Annotated in this window: 15 protein-coding genes and 1 tRNA gene; 6 read left to right on the top strand and 10 right to left on the bottom strand. The window is 68.9% G+C overall.

Annotation, left to right across the window (positions count from 1 at the left end):
* Positions 1-115: 115 nt before the first annotated feature.
* Entirely contained in the window at positions 116-1,717 is a 1,602-nt protein-coding gene (locus A5643_RS02785) for an FAD-dependent monooxygenase (protein ID WP_066851710.1), read from the top strand.
* 25 nt (positions 1,718-1,742) lie between these two features.
* On the opposite strand, the gene A5643_RS02780 is transcribed toward A5643_RS02785, so the two are convergent.
* A complete protein-coding gene (locus tag A5643_RS02780) occupies positions 1,743-2,654 on the bottom strand; it encodes a LysR family transcriptional regulator (RefSeq protein WP_066851708.1) in 912 nt (303 codons plus the stop codon).
* Between the two features lie 140 nt (positions 2,655-2,794).
* On the opposite strand from A5643_RS02780, the gene A5643_RS02775 reads away from it, so the two are divergent.
* Positions 2,795-3,544, top strand: coding sequence for an SDR family oxidoreductase (locus A5643_RS02775; RefSeq protein WP_066851707.1), 750 nt, complete (start codon positions 2,795-2,797; stop codon positions 3,542-3,544).
* A 184-nt stretch (positions 3,545-3,728) separates the two neighbouring features.
* On the opposite strand, the gene A5643_RS02770 is transcribed toward A5643_RS02775, so the two are convergent.
* From A5643_RS02770 to aceE, 7 genes are all read right to left on the bottom strand, one after another.
* The gene (locus A5643_RS02770; RefSeq protein ID WP_066851706.1) at positions 3,729-5,150 is read right to left on the bottom strand and encodes an acyl-CoA carboxylase subunit beta; all 1,422 of its coding nucleotides are present in this window, start codon (positions 5,148-5,150) and stop codon (positions 3,729-3,731) included.
* A 64-nt stretch (positions 5,151-5,214) separates the two neighbouring features.
* Positions 5,215-6,468: a 3-oxoacyl-ACP synthase KasB gene (gene kasB, locus A5643_RS02765; protein ID WP_066851705.1), complete on the bottom strand. Its 1,254-nt coding sequence runs from the start codon at positions 6,466-6,468 to the stop codon at positions 5,215-5,217.
* A 14-nt stretch (positions 6,469-6,482) separates the two neighbouring features.
* On the bottom strand, positions 6,483-7,733 hold the full coding sequence (gene kasA / locus A5643_RS02760; protein ID WP_066851700.1) for a 3-oxoacyl-ACP synthase KasA: 1,251 nt from the start codon (positions 7,731-7,733) through the stop codon (positions 6,483-6,485).
* On the bottom strand, positions 7,730-8,032 hold the full coding sequence (gene acpM / locus A5643_RS02755; protein ID WP_066851699.1) for a meromycolate extension acyl carrier protein AcpM: 303 nt from the start codon (positions 8,030-8,032) through the stop codon (positions 7,730-7,732). Before acpM ends, kasA begins: the two co-directional genes overlap by 4 nt.
* Positions 8,033-8,109: 77 nt before the next feature.
* Positions 8,110-9,018 carry an ACP S-malonyltransferase gene (locus tag A5643_RS02750; protein ID WP_082948688.1) on the bottom strand — a complete coding sequence of 303 codons (909 nt, stop codon included), beginning with the start codon at positions 9,016-9,018 and terminating at the stop codon, positions 8,110-8,112.
* A gap of 148 nt (positions 9,019-9,166) precedes the next feature.
* Positions 9,167-10,411 (bottom strand): PucR family transcriptional regulator, encoded by a 1,245-nt coding sequence (locus A5643_RS02745; protein ID WP_066851697.1) that lies wholly within the window; start codon positions 10,409-10,411, stop codon positions 9,167-9,169.
* Positions 10,412-10,477: 66 nt separating this feature from the next.
* The gene (aceE, locus tag A5643_RS02740; RefSeq protein ID WP_066851696.1) at positions 10,478-13,267 is read right to left on the bottom strand and encodes a pyruvate dehydrogenase (acetyl-transferring), homodimeric type; all 2,790 of its coding nucleotides are present in this window, start codon (positions 13,265-13,267) and stop codon (positions 10,478-10,480) included.
* Between the two features lie 189 nt (positions 13,268-13,456).
* On the opposite strand from aceE, the gene A5643_RS02735 reads away from it, so the two are divergent.
* The 4 genes from A5643_RS02735 to A5643_RS02720 all read left to right on the top strand — a co-directional run bounded on the left by A5643_RS02735 (position 13,457) and on the right by A5643_RS02720 (position 15,298).
* Positions 13,457-13,879 carry a DUF3052 domain-containing protein gene (locus tag A5643_RS02735; protein ID WP_066851695.1) on the top strand — a complete coding sequence of 141 codons (423 nt, stop codon included), beginning with the start codon at positions 13,457-13,459 and terminating at the stop codon, positions 13,877-13,879.
* The gene (locus A5643_RS02730) at positions 13,879-14,340 is read left to right on the top strand and encodes a peroxiredoxin (protein ID WP_066851693.1); all 462 of its coding nucleotides are present in this window, start codon (positions 13,879-13,881) and stop codon (positions 14,338-14,340) included. Before A5643_RS02735 ends, A5643_RS02730 begins: the two co-directional genes overlap by 1 nt.
* Before the next feature lie 49 nt (positions 14,341-14,389).
* Positions 14,390-14,461 (top strand) — tRNA-Val (locus tag A5643_RS02725).
* A gap of 78 nt (positions 14,462-14,539) precedes the next feature.
* A complete protein-coding gene (locus A5643_RS02720) occupies positions 14,540-15,298 on the top strand; it encodes an MBL fold metallo-hydrolase (RefSeq protein ID WP_066851691.1) in 759 nt (252 codons plus the stop codon).
* 13 nt (positions 15,299-15,311) lie between these two features.
* On the opposite strand, the gene ureC is transcribed toward A5643_RS02720, so the two are convergent.
* Positions 15,312-17,030, bottom strand: a complete 1,719-nt coding sequence (ureC, locus tag A5643_RS02715; protein WP_066851689.1) for an urease subunit alpha — start codon at positions 17,028-17,030, stop codon at positions 15,312-15,314.
* Positions 17,027-17,434: an urease subunit beta gene (locus A5643_RS02710; protein WP_066851686.1), complete on the bottom strand. Its 408-nt coding sequence runs from the start codon at positions 17,432-17,434 to the stop codon at positions 17,027-17,029. Before A5643_RS02710 ends, ureC begins: the two co-directional genes overlap by 4 nt.
* Between the last annotated feature and the right edge of the window lie 36 nt (positions 17,435-17,470).

The following is a 17,470-nucleotide window of genomic DNA, read 5'->3' as shown; positions in this document are numbered from 1 at the left end:
CGCCGAGGACGGCGGAGGCAGCCGAAAACGCCCAGCCGATCCGCTGCGGGCGCGGCCGAACGGTGCCACCGTGGTCATACGGAACTGGTGAGTTCCGTATCGAACGGAGACGGCGATGACGATCAAGCGGGTGCCGGTACTGATCGTCGGTGCCGGCGCGGCCGGGCTGGCCACCGCGGCGCTGCTCGCCCGGCACGGAGTCCGCTCGCTGCTGGTCGAGAGGCGGCGCGAAGTGTTCATCTACCCGAAAGCGCGCAACTTGAGCTTTCGCAGCCTGGAGATCCTGCGCGGTCTGGGCGTCGCCGACGAGGTGCACGCGGTGGCCGCGGGCGTCAGCGAGATGATCACCAAGTCAGCACTGAACCGCGACGACGCCGAGCGGGCGATCGACATCGACGAGATCTTCGCGCCGTTCGACAAACTGAGCCCCGAGCCCGCCGGGCAGTACTGCCCACAGAGCGCATTCGAACCGATCTTGCTGGACCACATCCGGGGCCACGGCAGTCAGGTGCACTACAACACCGAACTGTCCTCGTTCGAACAGGACGACCGCGGCGTCACCGCCCTAGTGCGGGACCGTGATTCGGGCACATCACAGACGGTGCGTGCCGATTACCTCGTCGCTGCCGACGGCGTCCACAGTCCGGTCCGCAACGCGCTCGGTGTGGCGACCGCCGGCTACGGGGCGCTGCCGATCTATGTGGTGTTCATCTACTTTCGTGCCCCGTGGCGGCGATTCGTCCCGCAGCTCGGCGACGGTGACGCCGTGCAGATCAAGAACCCGGAGGTCGACGGCATCTTTCTGCCGGTCCGCGACGGCCTCGGCATGTTCATCACCACGTACTTTCCGGGCAGCGGGGAGGCGGCCGCACAGTTCACTCCGCGGTACTGCCGCGACCTGCTCATCAAAGCGGTCGGCGAGCCGATCGACGTCGACGTCATCGATGTCGCGCCGTGGCAGCCCTACGAGCAGGTCGCAGACCAATTTCAAAGCGGCCGGGTCTTTCTCGTCGGCGACTCGGCCCACACCATGCCGCCGTTCAAGACCGGCGGCGCCAACACCGCCATCCAGAGCGCGCACAACTTGGCGTGGAAGCTGGCCGCCGTCATAGCCGGAACTGCCGAGCCCGCCCTACTGGCTACCTACCACACCGAGCGGCACCCGGTCGGGCGCTTCAATGCCCGCCAGTCGCTGACGGGTCCGGCGTTGGACTTCCTGCGGTTGGAGGACAACCGCCCACGGCTGCGGGTGGCCGAAGAGGCGCCGATGTTCGCGCTGTTGGCCGGCTACCGGTACCGCTCGGCAGCGGTGGTGACCGATGACCCGGCACCAGCCGGCCCCGACACCGTGCAACTGGTGGCGGAACTGCGGGGACAACCCGGCACCCGAGTCCCGCATATCTGGGTGCGGCACGACGGAGGGCGGCTCTCCACTCTGGACCTGGTCGGGCCCGGCTTCACGGTGTTCACCGGGCCGGCAGGCAGGGCATGGACGAGCGCGGCCGCGCGGATATCCGCGGCGTTGGGTGTCGCGATCGACGTGCGTGTCATCGGTGCGGAGGACGCGCGCCGTTGGACCGAACTGACCGGCCTGGGGCCCGATGCCGCGCTGCTCGTTCGCCCGGATGACTTCGTCGCCTGGCGCGCCGAAGCCTTGCCGCGCGCACCGGAAACCGACCTCAGGCGGGTGTTGTGTCAGATTCTCGGCCGGGAATGAGCAGGGACTGAATTCGGCACTGCGATCAAGCCTGCGCCAAACCGCTGGCGCCCGGTTCGGTCAGGATCAGATCCCGCACCGCCGAGCGGGTATGCGGCTGCCACAGTGCTTGGATCGGCACCAGCAGAGGGCCGTCGAGTTCGACGACGGTGACCGCCCCGCCGACCGCCGGGCCCGCCGGGGCGGTGACGAAGGCGGCGGCGTCCTCGGTGAGCGCGGCGACCTCCGGCGGGCACCCCTGGACCCGGCTGACCCGGTATTGGAGCTCGAACCCGGCCCGCCGGCAGGCGTTGACCAGGAAATCGCTGTAGAAGGAGGCGCCCGGCGGTGCCCACAGCGCGATCGGGGTGTCGGCCAGTTCGGCGATGTCGATGCGCGGGCGGGCGGCCAGCGGATGATCGCTGCGCACGGCGATGCGAATCCGGTCATAGCCGGCGATCGCGGTGGCCAACCGCTCTTGTGGCGCCACCCCGCGGCGCAGCCCCAGCTGCACGCTGCCGTCGCGCACCCCGTCGACCAGCCGGTCGGGGAAGAGCTGCATCACCGTGAAGGAGGTGTCCGGGGAGGCCGTGATGGCCGGCGCGAGCACGGTATAGACGTCGGCGCTGCTGATCGCGGGGGAGTGCCCGACGACGAACCGGTCGGGCTGTGAGTTCGCGGCCGCCCGGGTATGTCGGGTGACGGTGTCCGCGGCGGCCAGCAGAATGCGTCCCTCGTCGTACAGAGTTTGGCCTGCGCTGGTCAACGCGATCCGTCGCCCGCTACGCGCCAGCAGCGTGGTGCCCATCTCCTTCTCCAACTGCCGGATCGCGCTGGAGAGGGCCTGCTGGCTCAGATGCAGCCCGGCGGCGGCCGCGGTGAACCCGCCGGCGTCCACGACCGTGACGAAGTAACCCAACCGACGCAGGTCAGGGGCGAGGGCAGGCACGTCCGGCATGCCGCCCAGACTATCCACAAACGTTATTTGTTGATAGCGCGTCGTTATGTGTTGTTCATTTGTGCAGAGCGGGCGTAGCTTCGGCAGCACAGGGCGGCGCAGAGCGGCGTCGAAAACAGAAGTGAAGGAGGGACCCCGCGATGACGGACCTGGCCGGAAAATCCGCGGTGGTGGCCGCGGGCGCCAAGAACCTGGGCGGACTGATCAGCACCACGCTCGCCGAACGGGGCGTCAACGTCGCCGTGCACTACCACAGCCCGAGCAGCGAAGCCGACGCCGAGAAGACCGCCGCCGCGGTCCGGGACGCCGGTGTCAAAGCGATCACCGCCTCGGGTGACCTCACCAAGCCCGCCAACGTGACAGCGCTGTTCGACACCGCGACCGAAGCCTTCGGCAGCGTGGACTTCGCGGTCAACACCGTCGGCAAGGTGCTGCGCAAGCCGATCCTGGAAACCACCGAAGCCGAATACGATTCGATGTTCGACATCAACGCCAAGGCCGCCTACTTCTTCTTGCAGGAGGCGGGCAAGCGGTTGGCCGACAACGGATCGGTCGTCACGATCGTGACCGCACTGCTCGCGGCGTTCACCGACGGCTACTCCACCTACGCCGGGTCCAAGAGCCCGGTGGAGCACTTCACCCGGGCAGCCGCCAAGGAATTCGGGACTCGGGGCATCAACGTCAACAGCGTCGCACCCGGGCCGATGGACACTCCGTTCTTCTACCCGCAGGAAACCCCCGAACGGGTGGAGTTCCACAAGTCGCAGGGGATGGGCAACCGGCTGACCGAGATCGAGGACATCGCGCCGCTGGTGGTGTTCCTGCTCGGCGACGGGCATTGGATCACCGGGCAGACCCTGTTCGCCAACGGCGGCTACACGACCCGCTAGCCCAGCCCGCTAGCCCAGCCGGCTAGCCCGGCTCGCTGGCTCGCCTCGTCCAGCGTGCACCCACTGCGAGATCCGGCGCGATTTTTCGCAGTGCGTGCACGTTGGGCGCGGGGCTACGCGACGCACGCTCGGCGCGACCGGCGCACCGCCCGCGACCCGCGCACCGCCCGCGGCCCGCGGACCGCTACAGCGGGATGTTCTTGTGGCGTCCGCGCCGGGCGGGCGCCTCGGCCAGCGCCTCGGTGATCTTCGAGCGGGTGTGGGCCGGGTCGATCTTCTCGTCGACCACCCCGATGTCGATCGCGGCGTCCACCCCGCCGGCGATGCGCTCGTGCTCGGCGGCCAACTCGTCGTGCAGCGCCTCCCGCTCCTCCTCGGGGGCGGCGGCCAGCTTGCGCTTGTGCAGGATGCCGACAGCGGCCTTGGCGCCCATCACGGCGACCTCGGCGTCCGGCCAGGCGAACACCTTGGTGGCGCCCAGCGAACGGGAGTTCATCGCGATGTAGGCCCCGCCGTAGATCTTGCGGGTCACCAGGGTCACCCGCGGGACGGAGGCCTCACCGAAGGCGTGCAGCAGCTTGGCGCCGCGGCGCACCACCCCGCCCCATTCCTGGTCGACGCCGGGCAGATACCCCGGCACGTCGACGATGACCACCAGCGGGATCCCGAACGCGTCGCAGAGCCGCACGAAGCGCGCCGCCTTCTCCGCGCTCTCGGAGTTCAGACACCCGCCCAGCCGCAGCGGGTTGTTGGCGAGCACCCCGACGGTGCGCCCGGAGAGCCGGCCGAGGCCGACCACCATCGACGGCGCCCACCGGGCCTGGAACTCCTCGAAGGGGGTGTCGTCGTCGAGCAGCGCGTCGACGAGGGGACGCACCTCGTAGGCCCGCCGCGGCGACTCCGGCAGCAGCGCCTGCAGGTCGATCTCCTCGGCCTCCGCCTTGGAGCGGTTGAAATGGCCCTGCTGGGAGAACAGCCCGACCAGCCGACGGCCGCGCTCGTAGGCGTCGACCTCGTCGTCGGCGACGATGTGGCACACCCCGGACTTCTTGTGGTGGGTGTCCGGGCCGCCGAGGGACGCCATGTCGACGTCCTCACCGGTGACGCTGCGCACCACGTCGGGACCGGTCACGAAGACTCGCGAATCCGGCGCCATGACGATCACGTCGGTCAGCGCCGGACCGTAGGCGGCGCCCCCGGCGGCGAACCCGACCACCACCGAGATCTGCGGGATGTACCCGGAGGCCCGGATCATCGCCTCGAACACCAGCCCGACCGCGTGCAGCGCCTTGACGCCCTCGGCCAGTCGCGCCCCGCCGGAGTGCCAGATACCCACGATCGGGCTCTGCTCGCCGATAGCGGTGTCGTAGGCGTCGACGATGTGGCGGCAGCCCTCGATACCCATCGCGCCGCCCATCACGGTGCCGTCGGTGCAGAACGCGATGGTGCGCACTCCGTTGACGGTGCCGGCCGCGGCCAGCACCCCGGAGCGGTCGCGCTCGTGCAGCAACTCGATGCTGCCGTCGTCGAAGAAGGCGGAGAGCCGCAGCAGCGGGTCGCGCGGGTCCACGGACTCGTCAACTGTCTCGGGTGCGGTGATGGTCATCTCCGTGTCTCCGTCTCCTGTAATTGCTGAGCGGGTGTGCCCGCGCCGGCTGCGATTCCTCCGCTTAGTACCGTCCGAACACGGTGGCGACGTTGTGGCCACCGAAGCCGAACGAGTTGTTCACTGCGTACCGGAAGTCACCCTGGCGCGGCTTGTCGGCCACCACGTCGAGGTCGATCTCGGGGTCCAGGTTGGCCAGGTTCAGAGTCGGCGGGATGATGCCGTCGCGCAGCGCCAGCATCGTGAGGATGCCCTCCACCGCACCGACCGCCCCGACCGAGTGACCCAGCGCCGACTTCGGCGCGTAGACCGCCGGCCGGTGGTCGCCCATCGCGTTGTTGATGGCCTTCCCCTCGGCGACGTCGCCGACCTGGGTGCCGGTGGCGTGCGCGTTGACGTGGTCGATGTCGGTGGGCTGCAGCCCCGCCAACTGGATCGCCCGCGTCATCGCGTAGCCGGCCTGCTCACCGTTGGGGTCCGGAGCCACCATGTGGAAGCCGTCGGAGGTGACCGCCGCCCCCATCAGCCGGGCCAGCGGGGTGGCGCCCCGGGCCTTGGCGTGCTCCTCGGTCTCGATGACCAGCAGTGCGCCGCCCTCGCCGAACACGAAACCGTTGCGGTCCTTGTCGAAAGGCCGACAGGCACCGGCGGGATCGTCGTTGGTGGTCGACAACACGATGCGCATCTGGGCGAACGCCGCGATCGGCACCGCCTCGATCTTGGTCTCCACCCCACCGCAGATCGCGATATCCGCCTCGCCCAGAACGATCTGCCGCCAGGCCTGGGCGATGCCCTCCGAGCCGGACGCGCACGCCGAGACGGGGGTCAGCACCCCGCCGCGGGCCTTGCGCTCCAGCCCGACCGCGGCGGCGGCGGCGTTGGGCATGTACTTCTGCACACCCAACGGGGAGACCGCCTTGATGCCGCGTTCGCGCATGGCGTCGTAGCCCCACACCAGTTCCTCGGTCGACCCGAGCCCGGTGCCGATAGAGATCATCAGCCGCCGGGTGTCCACCTCGGGCGAGCCGGCGTTCTCCCACGCCCGCCGGCTGAGGATCGTCGACATCCGCTGCAGGTAGGACAGTCGCCGCAACTCGATGCGGCTCAGCTCGTCCTCGAAATCCTCCAGCAGGTGACCGCCGATCCGGACCGGCAGGTCGTACTGCTCGACGAAGGGATCCTCGAGCTTGCGAATCCCGCTCTTGCCTTCGAGCAGCAGTTTCCAGGTGTCTTCCGCGTTGGTTGCCAAAGCAGTGGACATGGCAATGCCAGTGACAACGACATTGGGGAAACCGTTCCCCGTGGCCAACGCTGCCATTCGGGACCTTTCGTTCAGTATTTTCCGAACGCGAGCGCGACGTTGTGCCCGCCGAATCCAAATGAGTTGTTGATCGCGTACTGGTAGTCGCCGTAGCGCGGCTCGCCCGCGACGACGTCGAGGTCGATCTCCGGGTCCGGCGTCTCGTAGTTCAGCGTCGGCGGGATGACCCCGTCACGCAGCGTGAGCACCGTCAGCACCGACTCCAGCGCACCGACCGCTCCGATGGAGTGACCGAGTGCCGACTTCGGCGCGTAGACCGCGGCGCTCTCACAACCCGCTACGCGGATCGCGTTCGCCTCGGCGGTGTCGCCGATCGGTGTGGCGGTGCCGTGGGCGTTGATGTGGTCGATGTCCTTGGCGGACAAGCCGGCCAACTCCAGCGCCCGGGTCATCGCCCGACCAGCCCGCACACCGTCCGGGCCGGGGGCCACCATGTGGAAGGCGTCGGAGGTGATGCCGGCGCCCATCAGCCGGGCCAACGGTTTAGCCCCGCGCGCCTTGGCGTGCTCCTCGGTCTCGATGATCATCAGCGCACCGGCCTCGCCGAACACGAAGCCGTCACGGTCCTTGTCGAACGGCCGCGAGGCCTTCTCCGGCTCGTCGTTGCGGGTCGACATCGCGCGCATCATCGAGAACGCCGCGATCGGCAGCGCCTCAATACCGCCCTCGACGCCACCGCAGACCACCATGTCCGCGTCACCCATGACGATCTGGCGCCACGCGTGCGCGATCGCCTCGGAGCCCGAGGAACAGGCCGACACCGGCGTGATGACCCCGGCGCGGGCGCCGAGTTGCAGCCCGGCGACCGCGGCGGCGCCGTTGGGCATGATCATCTGCACGGCCAGCGGCGACACCTTGCGCGGGCCGCCCTCGTTCATCAGGTCGTAGGTCTCGACGATCTTCTCGCCGCCACCCAGGCCGGTGCCGATGACGACCGCGAGCCGGTCCTTGTCGACCTCGGGGCTGCCGGCTTTCTCCCACAGCCGCCCGCTGAGCAGCTTGGACATCCGCTGGACGTACGACATCCGTCGGATGTCCAGCCGGCCCATGTGGTCGTCGACGGGATCCTTGAGCTGGCCGCCGATCTTGACCGCCAGGTCCCACTTCTCGGTGAACTCGCCCTTGAGGACGTGGATGCCGCTCTCACCGGCCAGCAGGCTCTTCCAGGTGGTGTCGATATCCGCTGCCAACGATGTGGTCGCCTCAACGGCGGTCACCACAACATTGGGGTAACCGCCGTTGGCAGTGGACGGCTTGGTCACTGGTTCTCCGAGGCGAACTTCTCGCGCAGCGCGGCGGCGGCTTCGGGGTTCTCCGCTTCCAGCTTCTGGATGTAGGCGACGACGTCACCGACGGTCCGCAGACCGGCCAGGTCCTCGTCGGGGATCTTCACGCCGTACTTGTCCTCGGTCTGCACCGCGATCTCGACCATCGACAGCGAGTCGATGTCCAGGTCGTCGACGAACGACTTCTCGACGGTCACCTCGGACGGCTCGATCCCGGTGACCTCTTCGATGATCTCGGCGAGACCGGCAATGATTTCTTCCTGGCTGGCGGCCACAGTGTGGCTCCCTTCGTTTTCGTTCGGTTGGTTACTAACTGGACGTACTTATGTGGTTGTAACTGGCGAGAGTCGGCTTAGAGCTGCCCCACCTCGTCCAGGTCTGAGGGCGCCTTGATGGCGCGTGCGGGGACACCCCGCAACTCCCGCTTGGCGATACCGGTGAGGGTGCCCGCCGGGGGGAACTCCGCGAGCGCGGTAACGCCGCGTTCGCGCAGGGTCGTGGTGCACAGGTCCCAGCGCACCGGGCGGGTCAGCTGGGCGACCAGCTTCTCCATCGCCTCGGCCCCGCTGGTGACCGGCTGTCCGTCGGAGTTGGAGAGCAGCGTGATGGTCGGCTCGCCGGGGGTGATGGCCGCGGCCGCGGCGGCATAGCCGTCCAGCGCCGACGCCATGTAGTGGGTGTGGAACGCGCCGGCGACGTCCAGGGCGCGCACCCGGGCCTTGGCGGGCGGGTCCTCGGCCAGCTTCTCCAGCGCGGCCAGCGCGCCCGCGGCGACGATCTGGCCGGCGGCGTTGCGGTTGGCCGGGACGAGATCGAGTTGCTCGAGGCGCGCGAGCACCTCGGCCTCGTCGCCGCCGAGCACCGCGGACATGCCGGTCGGCTCCTTGGCGCAGGCCTTGGCCATCTCCGCGCCGCGGGTGGCGGCCAGCTTCACCGCGTCATCGGACGAGAACACCCCGGCGATCGCGTAGGCGGCGATCTCGCCGACGGAGTGTCCGGCGGTCACCAGCTCGGCGTCGGCGAGCAGGCCGCGACGGGTCAGCTCCCGGTGGGCGAGCAGCGTCGCGGCCACGACCAGCGGCTGGGTGACCGCGGTGTCGGTCAGCTCTTCGGCTGCCGCGGTGGTGCCGAGGCGGGCCAGATCCAGCCCGCTGACCGTCGACCACGAGGCGATCAGGTCGGCGGCGCCGGGCAGTTCCAGCCAGGGCGACAGCATCCCGGGGGTCTGGGAACCCTGCCCGGGTGCGAGCAAAGCAATCACGTGTTTAAGAGAACACTGTGAAGACGGGTTTGCGCGGTGTAACAGAACATAAACCTCATCTTATGCTTTTGTGGAGATTCCACAAAAGGGCTCGTGATGCAACGTTGCTGAGATCGTGCCGCAATATTGACCGGCTGCACGAATCGCCTCACGGGCCGGGTGCGACCTCGATTTTAGGAGGTCGGACGGTGAGTCGGCCCACCGTGGACGCGATGCGCAGGATGTAGGCGTCGCGCGGCTGGGTCGGATCGTGTCCGGTGAAGTCGGTGATGCGCTTGAGCCGGTAGCGGACGGTATTTGGATGAACGAACAACTTCCTGGCGCACGCCTCAATGGCCCCGCCGCAGTCCAGGTAGGCGTCGAGGGTCTCGGTCAAAGCCGGCCCGGCATCGGCCAGTGGGCGCATCACATCGGTGTGCAGCGCCGCCACCGCCGCCTGGTCGCCCATCAGCGCGCGTTCGGGCAGCAGATCGCGGGCGAGCACCGGGCGCGGCGCCCCGGACCAGCCCGCGACCGCGTTCATGCCCGCGATCGCCTCGGTGGCGCTGTGGTGGGCGGCGGTGAGCATCGGTGCGGTGGGGCCGATCACCACCGGGCCGTCGGAGAAGGCGGCGAGCAGGTCGGCGAGGAACCGCTCGGTGGGGGAGAGCTTGCCCGAGACGATCGCCACCAGCCAGGTGCCGTGGATGTCGCTGAGGACGGCACGCCCGTGCCGCGCCGCCGCGTCGCGCACCTCCTGACTGGCGTGCGGGTCCGGCGCCTCGTCGCGCCCGGGTGCGGGGGTGCCCACCACCACGGTGGCCGCCCCGGTGGTGTCCCAGTTCAGCGCGGCCGCCCGGGACAGCAGTTCGGGCCCGATATCGCCGCGCACGACGGCGTCGACGACGCTGGCCTCCATCCGGCTGTCCCAGGTGCCGCGGGCCTCGGCGGCGTCGGCGTAGGCCGAGGCCGCCGCGAACGCGAGATCCCGACTGTACTTGAGGATCCCGACGGTCAGCGCGGTGAGCTGCTCCTCCGAGCGCGCCAGCGCGGGCACCACCTCCTCGAAGTACTCCATGGTGACCCGCACCATGTCGACGGTGTCGCGCAACGCGATCCGGCGGGTCAGGTCCTGGGGCACCAGCTCGAAGGCCTGCGCGGTGTAGCCCACGCCGTCGGTGGGATTGCGCATCCATTCGACGAACTGCACCACCGCGGTCTGCACGACCAGCGCCACGCTGGCGCGCTGGGAGGCCTCCAGGTCGGCGAAGAACGGCAGCCGGTCGCCCATCGTGGTCACCGCCTCGGTGGCCAGCCGGCCCGAGTACTGCTTCAGCCGGCGCAGCAGCGAGTCGGGCACGGTGTCCAGCAGGACCAGCGGGGAGCGAGCAGCCGCCAGCGGTTTGTCGGGCATCCCTAAAAGATACGCGGGGTTTCTGGCGATTCTCCCTAAACGTGGGTGCGCGGGTGGCCGCGCGTCCTACGCCACCCCGGAGTCCGAGGTCTGTTCGGGCGCCGCGAGCACATCGTCGATCCGGTACTTGCGTGCCGCTTCGGCCGGCACCGACGGGTCGATCTCGCCGTCGCGGGCCAGCGCCTCGAGCACCGCGACCACCTGCGACTCCGCGTCGATGTTGAAGAACCGCCGCGCCGCCGGGCGGGTGTCGGAGAACCCGAACCCGTCGGCGCCGAGGGTGACGTAGCGGCCCGGCACCCACGGCCGGATCTGCTCGGGCACCGCACGCATCCAGTCCGACACCGCCACCACCGGCCCGCTCGCATCGGCCAGCGCCTGCTCGACGTAGGGGACGGCGGCCTGCTGATCGGGGTGGCGCAGCCGCTCCCGCTCGATGTCGACACCGTCGCGGTGCAGCTCACTCCAGCTGGTCACCGACCACACGTCGGCAGCGACGTCCCACTCGTCGGCCAGCAGCTCCGCGGCGCGCAGCGCCCACGGCATCGCCACGCCGGAGGCCAGCAGCTGGGCGCGGTGACGACGGTCTTCCGGCGCGGCCTGGTAGCGGTAGATGCCGCGCAACAGACCCTCGGTGTCGAGGTTCTCCGGCTCGGCCGGCTGCACGTAGGGCTCGTTGTAGATCGTCAGGTAGAAGTAGACGTTCTCCGGGTCCTCGCCGTACATCCGGGCGAGCCCGCTTTCGATGATGTGGGCGATCTCGTAGGCGAACGCCGGGTCGTAGGCGACCACCGCCGGGTTGGTGCTGGCCAGCAGCAGCGAATGCCCGTCGGCGTGCTGCAGTCCCTCCCCGGTCAGGGTGGTGCGCCCGGCGGTGGCGCCCAGCAGGAACCCGCGGGTCATCTGGTCACCGGCGGCCCACAGCTCGTCGCCGGTGCGCTGGAAGCCGAACATCGAATAGAAGATGTAGACCGGGATCATCGGCACGTCGTGGGTGGAATAGGAGGTGCCGGTGGCGATGAAGCTGGCGGCGGCGCCGGCTTCGTTGATGCCCTCGTGCAGGATCTGGCCGACTTCACTCTCCTTGTAGGCCAGCATCAGCTCGGCGTCCACCGACGTGTACAGCTGGCCGTTGGGGTTGTAGATCTTCAGCGACGGGAACCAGGAGTCCATCCCGAACGTGCGTGCCTCGTCGGGGATGATCGGCACGATCCGCGGTCCGATCTCCTTGTCGCGCAACAACTCTTTGAACACCCGGACCGTCGCCATCGTGGTGGCGACCTCCTGGGTTCCCGAACCGTCCTTGACCGGCTGGTAGACCTTGCTCGGCGGCAGCGTCAACACCTTGCTCGTGGTGCGCCGTTCGGGCACGAACCCGCCCAGGCTGTGCCGGCGATCCAGCAGGTAGCGGATCTCGGGGGAGTCCTCGCCGGGGTGGTAGTAGGGCGGCAGATACGGGTTCTCGTCGAGTTCGGCGTCGGAGATCGGGATGCGCATGCTGTCCCGGAACTCCTTGAGGTCGTTCATCCGGAACTTCTTCATCTGATGCGTCGCATTCCGCGCCGCGAAGTAGGAGCCGAGACTGTAGCCCTTGATCGTCTTGGCCAGGATGACCGTCGGCTGGCCCTGATGGTCCAGCGCCGCGCGATAGGCCGCATAGATCTTGCGGTAGTCGTGACCGCCGCGCTTGAGGCTCCAGATCTCGTCGTCGGTGAGGTGCTCCACCAGCGCCTTGGTCCGCGGGTCGCGCCCGAAGAAGTGCTGGCGCACATAGCCGCCGTCGTTGGCCTTGTAGGTCTGGTAGTCCCCGTCGGGTGTCGCGTTCATCAGGTTGACCAGCGCGCCGTCCTTGTCGGCGTGCAGCAACGCGTCCCATTCGCGGCCCCAGACCACCTTGATCACGTTCCAGCCCGCGCCCCGGAAGAACGACTCCAGTTCCTGGATGATCTTGCCGTTGCCGCGCACCGGGCCGTCGAGGCGCTGCAGGTTGCAGTTGATCACGAAGGTCAGGTTGTCCAAACCCTCCAACGCGGCCACGTGCAGCAGACCGCGGCTCTCCGGCTCGTCCATCTCGCCGTCGCCGAGGAAGCACCACACGTGCTGATCGGAGGTGTCCTTGATGCCGCGGTCTTTCAGGTAGTGGTTGAACCGCGCCTGATAGATCGCGTTCATCGGGCCCAGCCCCATCGACACGGTGGGGAACTCCCAGAAGTCCGGCATCAGCCGCGGGTGCGGGTAGGACGGCAGACCGCCGCCGGGGTGGCTGTGCTCCTGGCGGAACCCGTCGAGCTGGTGCACCGACAGCCGGCCCTCCAGGAAGGCCCGCGCGTAGATGCCCGGGGAGGCGTGGCCCTGGATGAAGATGTGGTCACCGCCGCCGGGGTCGGACTTGCCGCGGAAGAAGTGGTTGAACCCCACCTCGTACAGCGACGCCGAGGAGGCGTAGGTCGAGATATGCCCGCCGACGCCGACCCCGGGCCGCTGGGCGCGGTGCACCATCACCGCGGCGTTCCAGCGGATCCAGGCGCGGTAGCGCCGTTCGACGTCCTCGTCGCCGGGGAACCACGGTTCGGATTCGGTGGGAATGGTGTTGACGTAGTCGGTGGAGGTCAGCGCCGGGATCGACACCCGCTGATCCCCGGCGCGTTCCAGCAGCCGAAGGATCAGGTAGCGGGCCCGGGACGGTCCGGAGCGGTCCAGCATCGCGTCGAACGACTCGAGCCACTCCGATGTCTCCTCGGGGTCGATGTCGGGCAGGTAGGACGCAACTCCTTCACGAATCACCCGAACCCGGTCGGATTCGGTTGAGCCGATTGAGTTTTTCGCCAGGTCTTGGCGCACGAACTCGGTAGTCAACTTCCGCTCCTCGTTTGGCGGTCGATCTCGGATAGCCCGGCGGCCATGTCCCGGTCACCGGTCATCTGCCATCTTCCTCCATCGTGCCCCAGCGGTGACGCGCCCGGGTATCGGCGAGGTGAGGCGAGGAGATGGGGTGGGTTGTGCAACGATGGTGCAGATCGCGTTGACAGGTGAAGGAGGTCCCAGGTGGTCGCGGCGGACGACGCCTCGAACTACGCCCGCAAGCTGGGCATCCAGAAAGACCAGATAATCCAGGAATGGGGCTGGGACGAGGACATCGACGAGGCCATCCGTGCCGCTGTCGAAGAGGCGTGCGGCAACGACCTGCTGGACGAGGACACCGATGAGGTGGTCGACGTGGTGCTGCTGTGGTGGCGCGACACCGACGGCGACCTCGTGGACACGCTGATGGACGCCATCACCGCGTTGGCCAACGACGGGGTGATCTGGGTGGTGACGCCCAAGACCGGCCGGCCCGGCCACGTCCAGCCCGCCGAGATCGCCGAGTCGGCGCCGACCGCCGGGCTGATGCCGACCTCGTCGGTCAACCTGGGTGAGTGGAGCGCCAGCCGGCTGGTGCAGCCGAAGTCGCGGCCCGGGAAGCGCTGATGCTGGCGGTGGGTGCCGCCGCTCCGGACTTCACGCTGCGCGACCAGAACCAGCAGCCGGTGAGCCTCACCGACTTCCGCGGCAGCAAGAACGTGCTGCTGGTGTTCTTCCCGCTCGCGTTCACCGGGATCTGCCAGGGCGAACTCGACGAGATCCGGGACAACCTGCCCCGGTACGAAAACGACGACCGGGCGGTGCTGGCAATCTCGGTCGGCCCGCCGCCGACGCACAAGGTGTGGGCCGCCGACAGCGGCTTCCTGTTCCCGGTGCTCTCGGATTTCTGGCCGCACGGAGCGGTCAGCCAGGCCTACGGGGTGTTCAACGCCGACACCGGTTTCGCCAACCGCGGCACCTTCCTGGTCGACCGCACCGGCATCGTCCGCTTCGCGGAGATGAAGCAACCCGGCGAAGCCCGCGACCAGCAGGTGTGGGTCGACGCGCTGGCCGCCGCGGAGAGCTGACCGGCGTTTTGGGGGCGCGCCACCGCGCCGGGTAACCTGCCCCACGCAGGGGCGCGTAGCTCAGTGGTAGAGCTCTGGTTTTACACACCAGCGGTCGGCGGTTCGATACCGTCCGCGCCCACCGGACACCTCCGGCCGGTGTTTACCCCGGGCCTCGGCGGGTAGGCGGCCCCCATCCGACGACGAGTGGGGGATCGGCATGCGTACAGCCACCGTCGAGCGCGACGTCGCTCCCGGGATTCACCGGGTCGACCACGCGTTCGTGAACCTGTATCTGGTGGAAGGCGACGACGGGGACATCACCATCGTCGACGCGGGCTTCCCCGCGGTCTGGCCGCAGCTGACGGCGGTTCTGGCCGACGTGGGCGCCGCGCCCGAACGGGTGCGCGCACTGATCCTGACCCATGCCCACTATGACCACGTCGGGGCGGCGCACAAGCTACGTGGGGACTGGCGGATCCCGGTGTGGGTGCACCGCAAGGACGCCGAGCTGGCGGCCCGGCCCTACAGCTACCAGCACGAGCACAACCGGCTGGCGGTGCCGCTGCGCCATCCGCGTTCCTGGCCGATACTGGCGCGGGCGACGCTGGCCGGCGCCCTGTTCGTCAAGGGCGTCGACGACGTCGAGGTGTTCGGCAACGGGGGCCCGCTGGATGTTCCCGGCCGGCCGCGACCGCTGTTCACGCCGGGGCACACCTTCGGCCACACCGCATTTCACTTCCCCGACCGCGACGCGGTGATCACCGGCGACGCCCTGGTCACCCTGGACCTCTACAGCGGACAGCGCGGCCCGCAGATCATCTCCGGTGCGGCCACCTCCGACAGCCCGGAGGCACTGCGGTCGCTGGAGACGTTGCGGGCCACCGGCGTCAAACACGTGCTGCCCGGCCACGGCCGGTGCTGGGACCACGGCATCGACGAAGCCGTCACCCTCGCCCGCCGCTGCGGCGCGCACTGACCGGCGGCCGGGCTCACACCACGTAGTACAGCTGCGACATCGGCACCCGGTCGGCCGGCTCGACGGACGCGAGTTCGCCGTCGACGTAGACGTCGTGGGTCTCCAGATCGACCTGGATGTCGGGGGTGGCGTTGTTGCGCACCATGTGGTGCTTGGCGATGCTGCGGCAACCGCGCACCGGCTCCACCCAGCGGTCCAGGCCGATCCGCTCGGGCACACCCGCCTCCACCGCGGCGTGGGCCATGAAGGTGATCGAGGTGTGCCGCGCCGCCAGCGGCTCGCTGCCGTACATCGGCCGCATCAGCGTCGGCTCCGGCGGCGGGATCGACGCGTTGGGGTCGCCCAGCGACGCCCACGCCACGATGCCGCCCTTGATGACGAATTTGGGCTTCACCCCGAAGGTGTTGGTCGGCCAGATGACGATATCGGCGATCTTGCCCGGCTCCAGCGACCCGCACACGTGACCGATGCCGTGGGTCATGGCCGGGTTGATGGTGAACTTCGCCAGGTAGCGCAGAATCCGGTTGTTGTCGTGCTCGGCGGTGTCACCGTCCAGCGGGCCGAGGATCCGCTTCATCTTGTCGGCGCTGCGCCAGGCGGCGGTGGTGACCTCGCCGATGCGGCCCATGGCCTGGGAGTCGGAGTTGTAGATCGAGATGGCCCCCAGGTCGTTGAGCACGTCCTCGGCGGCCTGCGTTCTGGTGCGGATCCGCGACTTCGCGAAGGCGCTGTCGATCGGGCTGTCCGGGTCCAGATGGTGGGTGACCGTGGTCATGTAGAACAGGTTGTCGGCGGTGTCGGTGGTGTAGGGCCGGGTCGGGTTGGTCGACGACGGCATCACGTTGGGCAGGCTGGCCATCCGCATCACGTCGGGTGCGTGGCCGCCGCCGGCGCCCTCGATGTGGTAGGCGTGGATCGCCCGGCCGTTGATCGCGTCGATGGTGTCGTCGACGTCGCCGGACTCGTTGAGCGAGTCGGTGTGGATGGCCACCTGCACGTCGTGGTGATCGGCCACGCTCAGCGCGCTGTCGATGACCGCCGGGGTGGAGCCCCAGTCCTCGTGCACCTTGAACCCGCACGCGCCGGCCTCCAGCTGCTCGACCAGCGATTCGGGGATGCTGCTGTTGCCCTTGCCCTGCAACGCGATGTTGACCGGGTAGTCGCGGGTGGCCTGCAGCATCCGCGTCAGGTTGCCGGTGCCCGGTGTGCAGTTGGTTCCCCGCGACCCGTCGTCGGGGCCGGTGCCCCCGCCGACCAGCGTGGTGATCCCGTTGGACAGCCCGTGGCCGACCTGCTGCGGGGAGATGAAGTGGGTGTGGGTGTCGACGCCGCCGGGGGTGGCCACCAGTCCTTCGCCCGACATCACCTGGGTGCCCGCGCCGACGACCATGTTCGGATCGACACCGGCCTGTACGAACGGGTTGCCGGCCTGCCCGATGCCGGCGATGCGGCCGTCTTTGATGCCCAGGTCGGCCTTGACGATCCCGATCACCGGGTCCATCACGATCACCGAGGTGATCACCATGTCCAGCGCCCCGTCGACGTTGCGGACCCCGGCCACCTGACCCATGCCGTCACGCACCGATTTGCCGCCCCCGAACACCAACTCCTCGCCCGGGGTGAGCAGACTGCGCTCGACCAACGCGAGCAAGTCGGTGTCGGCCAACCGGAAGCGGTCCCCGGCGGTCGGGCCGTACAGCTTGGCGTAGGTTTTCCGTTCCAGCGAACTCATTTCGACTCCTTCGTGGTGTCGGCGGTGCTCGGGTCCTGCACACCCAGGAAGCCGAGTTCGGCCGCCTTGCGGTGGGCGCGTGCTCGGACGTGGTGCCCGACGGTCGATCCGCCGACCAGCCCGTTGAACCCGACGATGCGGCGCGCACCGCCGTAGTCGACCAGCTCGACCTCCTTGGTCTCCCCGGGCTCGAACCGGACGGCCTGACCGGCCGGAACGTTCAGCCGCTTGCCCAACGCCTGGTCGCGGTCGAAGTCCAACGCCTTGTTGACCTCGAAGAAGTGGTAGTGCGAACCGATCTGAACCGAGCGTTCGCTGGTGTTGTGGACAGTCAGGGACACCGTGGGGCGCCCCGCGTTGATCTCGACGGGCTCGTCGGAGAGCAACCATTCACCAGGGATCATGTCGTGGCCTCCAATAGCGGGGAAACTCCTGCCGGC

Origin of the sequence: Mycobacterium sp. 1274756.6 (genome assembly GCF_001668625.1) — a bacterium.
Classification (GTDB): Bacteria; Actinomycetota; Actinomycetes; order Mycobacteriales; family Mycobacteriaceae; genus Mycobacterium.
Note: the sequence above shows the minus strand (reverse complement) of the source record. Positions and strands in the feature narration are given on the sequence as shown.

Excerpts from the sequence above, each read along its gene's own strand:
- A5643_RS02770 (WP_066851706.1), bottom strand. The coding sequence starts at position 5,150 with ATGACCATCACCGCACCCGAGACAGTTGACGAGTCCGTGGACCCGCGC.
- A5643_RS02775 (WP_066851707.1), top strand. The coding sequence starts at position 2,795 with ATGACGGACCTGGCCGGAAAATCCGCGGTGGTGGCCGCGGGCGCCAAG.
- A5643_RS02710 (WP_066851686.1), bottom strand. The coding sequence starts at position 17,434 with ATGATCCCTGGTGAATGGTTGCTCTCCGACGAGCCCGTCGAGATCAAC.
- ureC (WP_066851689.1), bottom strand. The coding sequence starts at position 17,030 with ATGAGTTCGCTGGAACGGAAAACCTACGCCAAGCTGTACGGCCCGACC.
- A5643_RS02720 (WP_066851691.1), top strand. The coding sequence starts at position 14,540 with ATGCGTACAGCCACCGTCGAGCGCGACGTCGCTCCCGGGATTCACCGG.
- A5643_RS02745 (WP_066851697.1), bottom strand. The coding sequence starts at position 10,411 with ATGCCCGACAAACCGCTGGCGGCTGCTCGCTCCCCGCTGGTCCTGCTG.
- A5643_RS02785 (WP_066851710.1), top strand. The coding sequence starts at position 116 with ATGACGATCAAGCGGGTGCCGGTACTGATCGTCGGTGCCGGCGCGGCC.
- A5643_RS02730 (WP_066851693.1), top strand. The coding sequence starts at position 13,879 with ATGCTGGCGGTGGGTGCCGCCGCTCCGGACTTCACGCTGCGCGACCAG.
- A5643_RS02780 (WP_066851708.1), bottom strand. The coding sequence starts at position 2,654 with ATGCCGGACGTGCCTGCCCTCGCCCCTGACCTGCGTCGGTTGGGTTAC.
- kasB (WP_066851705.1), bottom strand. The coding sequence starts at position 6,468 with ATGGCAGCGTTGGCCACGGGGAACGGTTTCCCCAATGTCGTTGTCACT.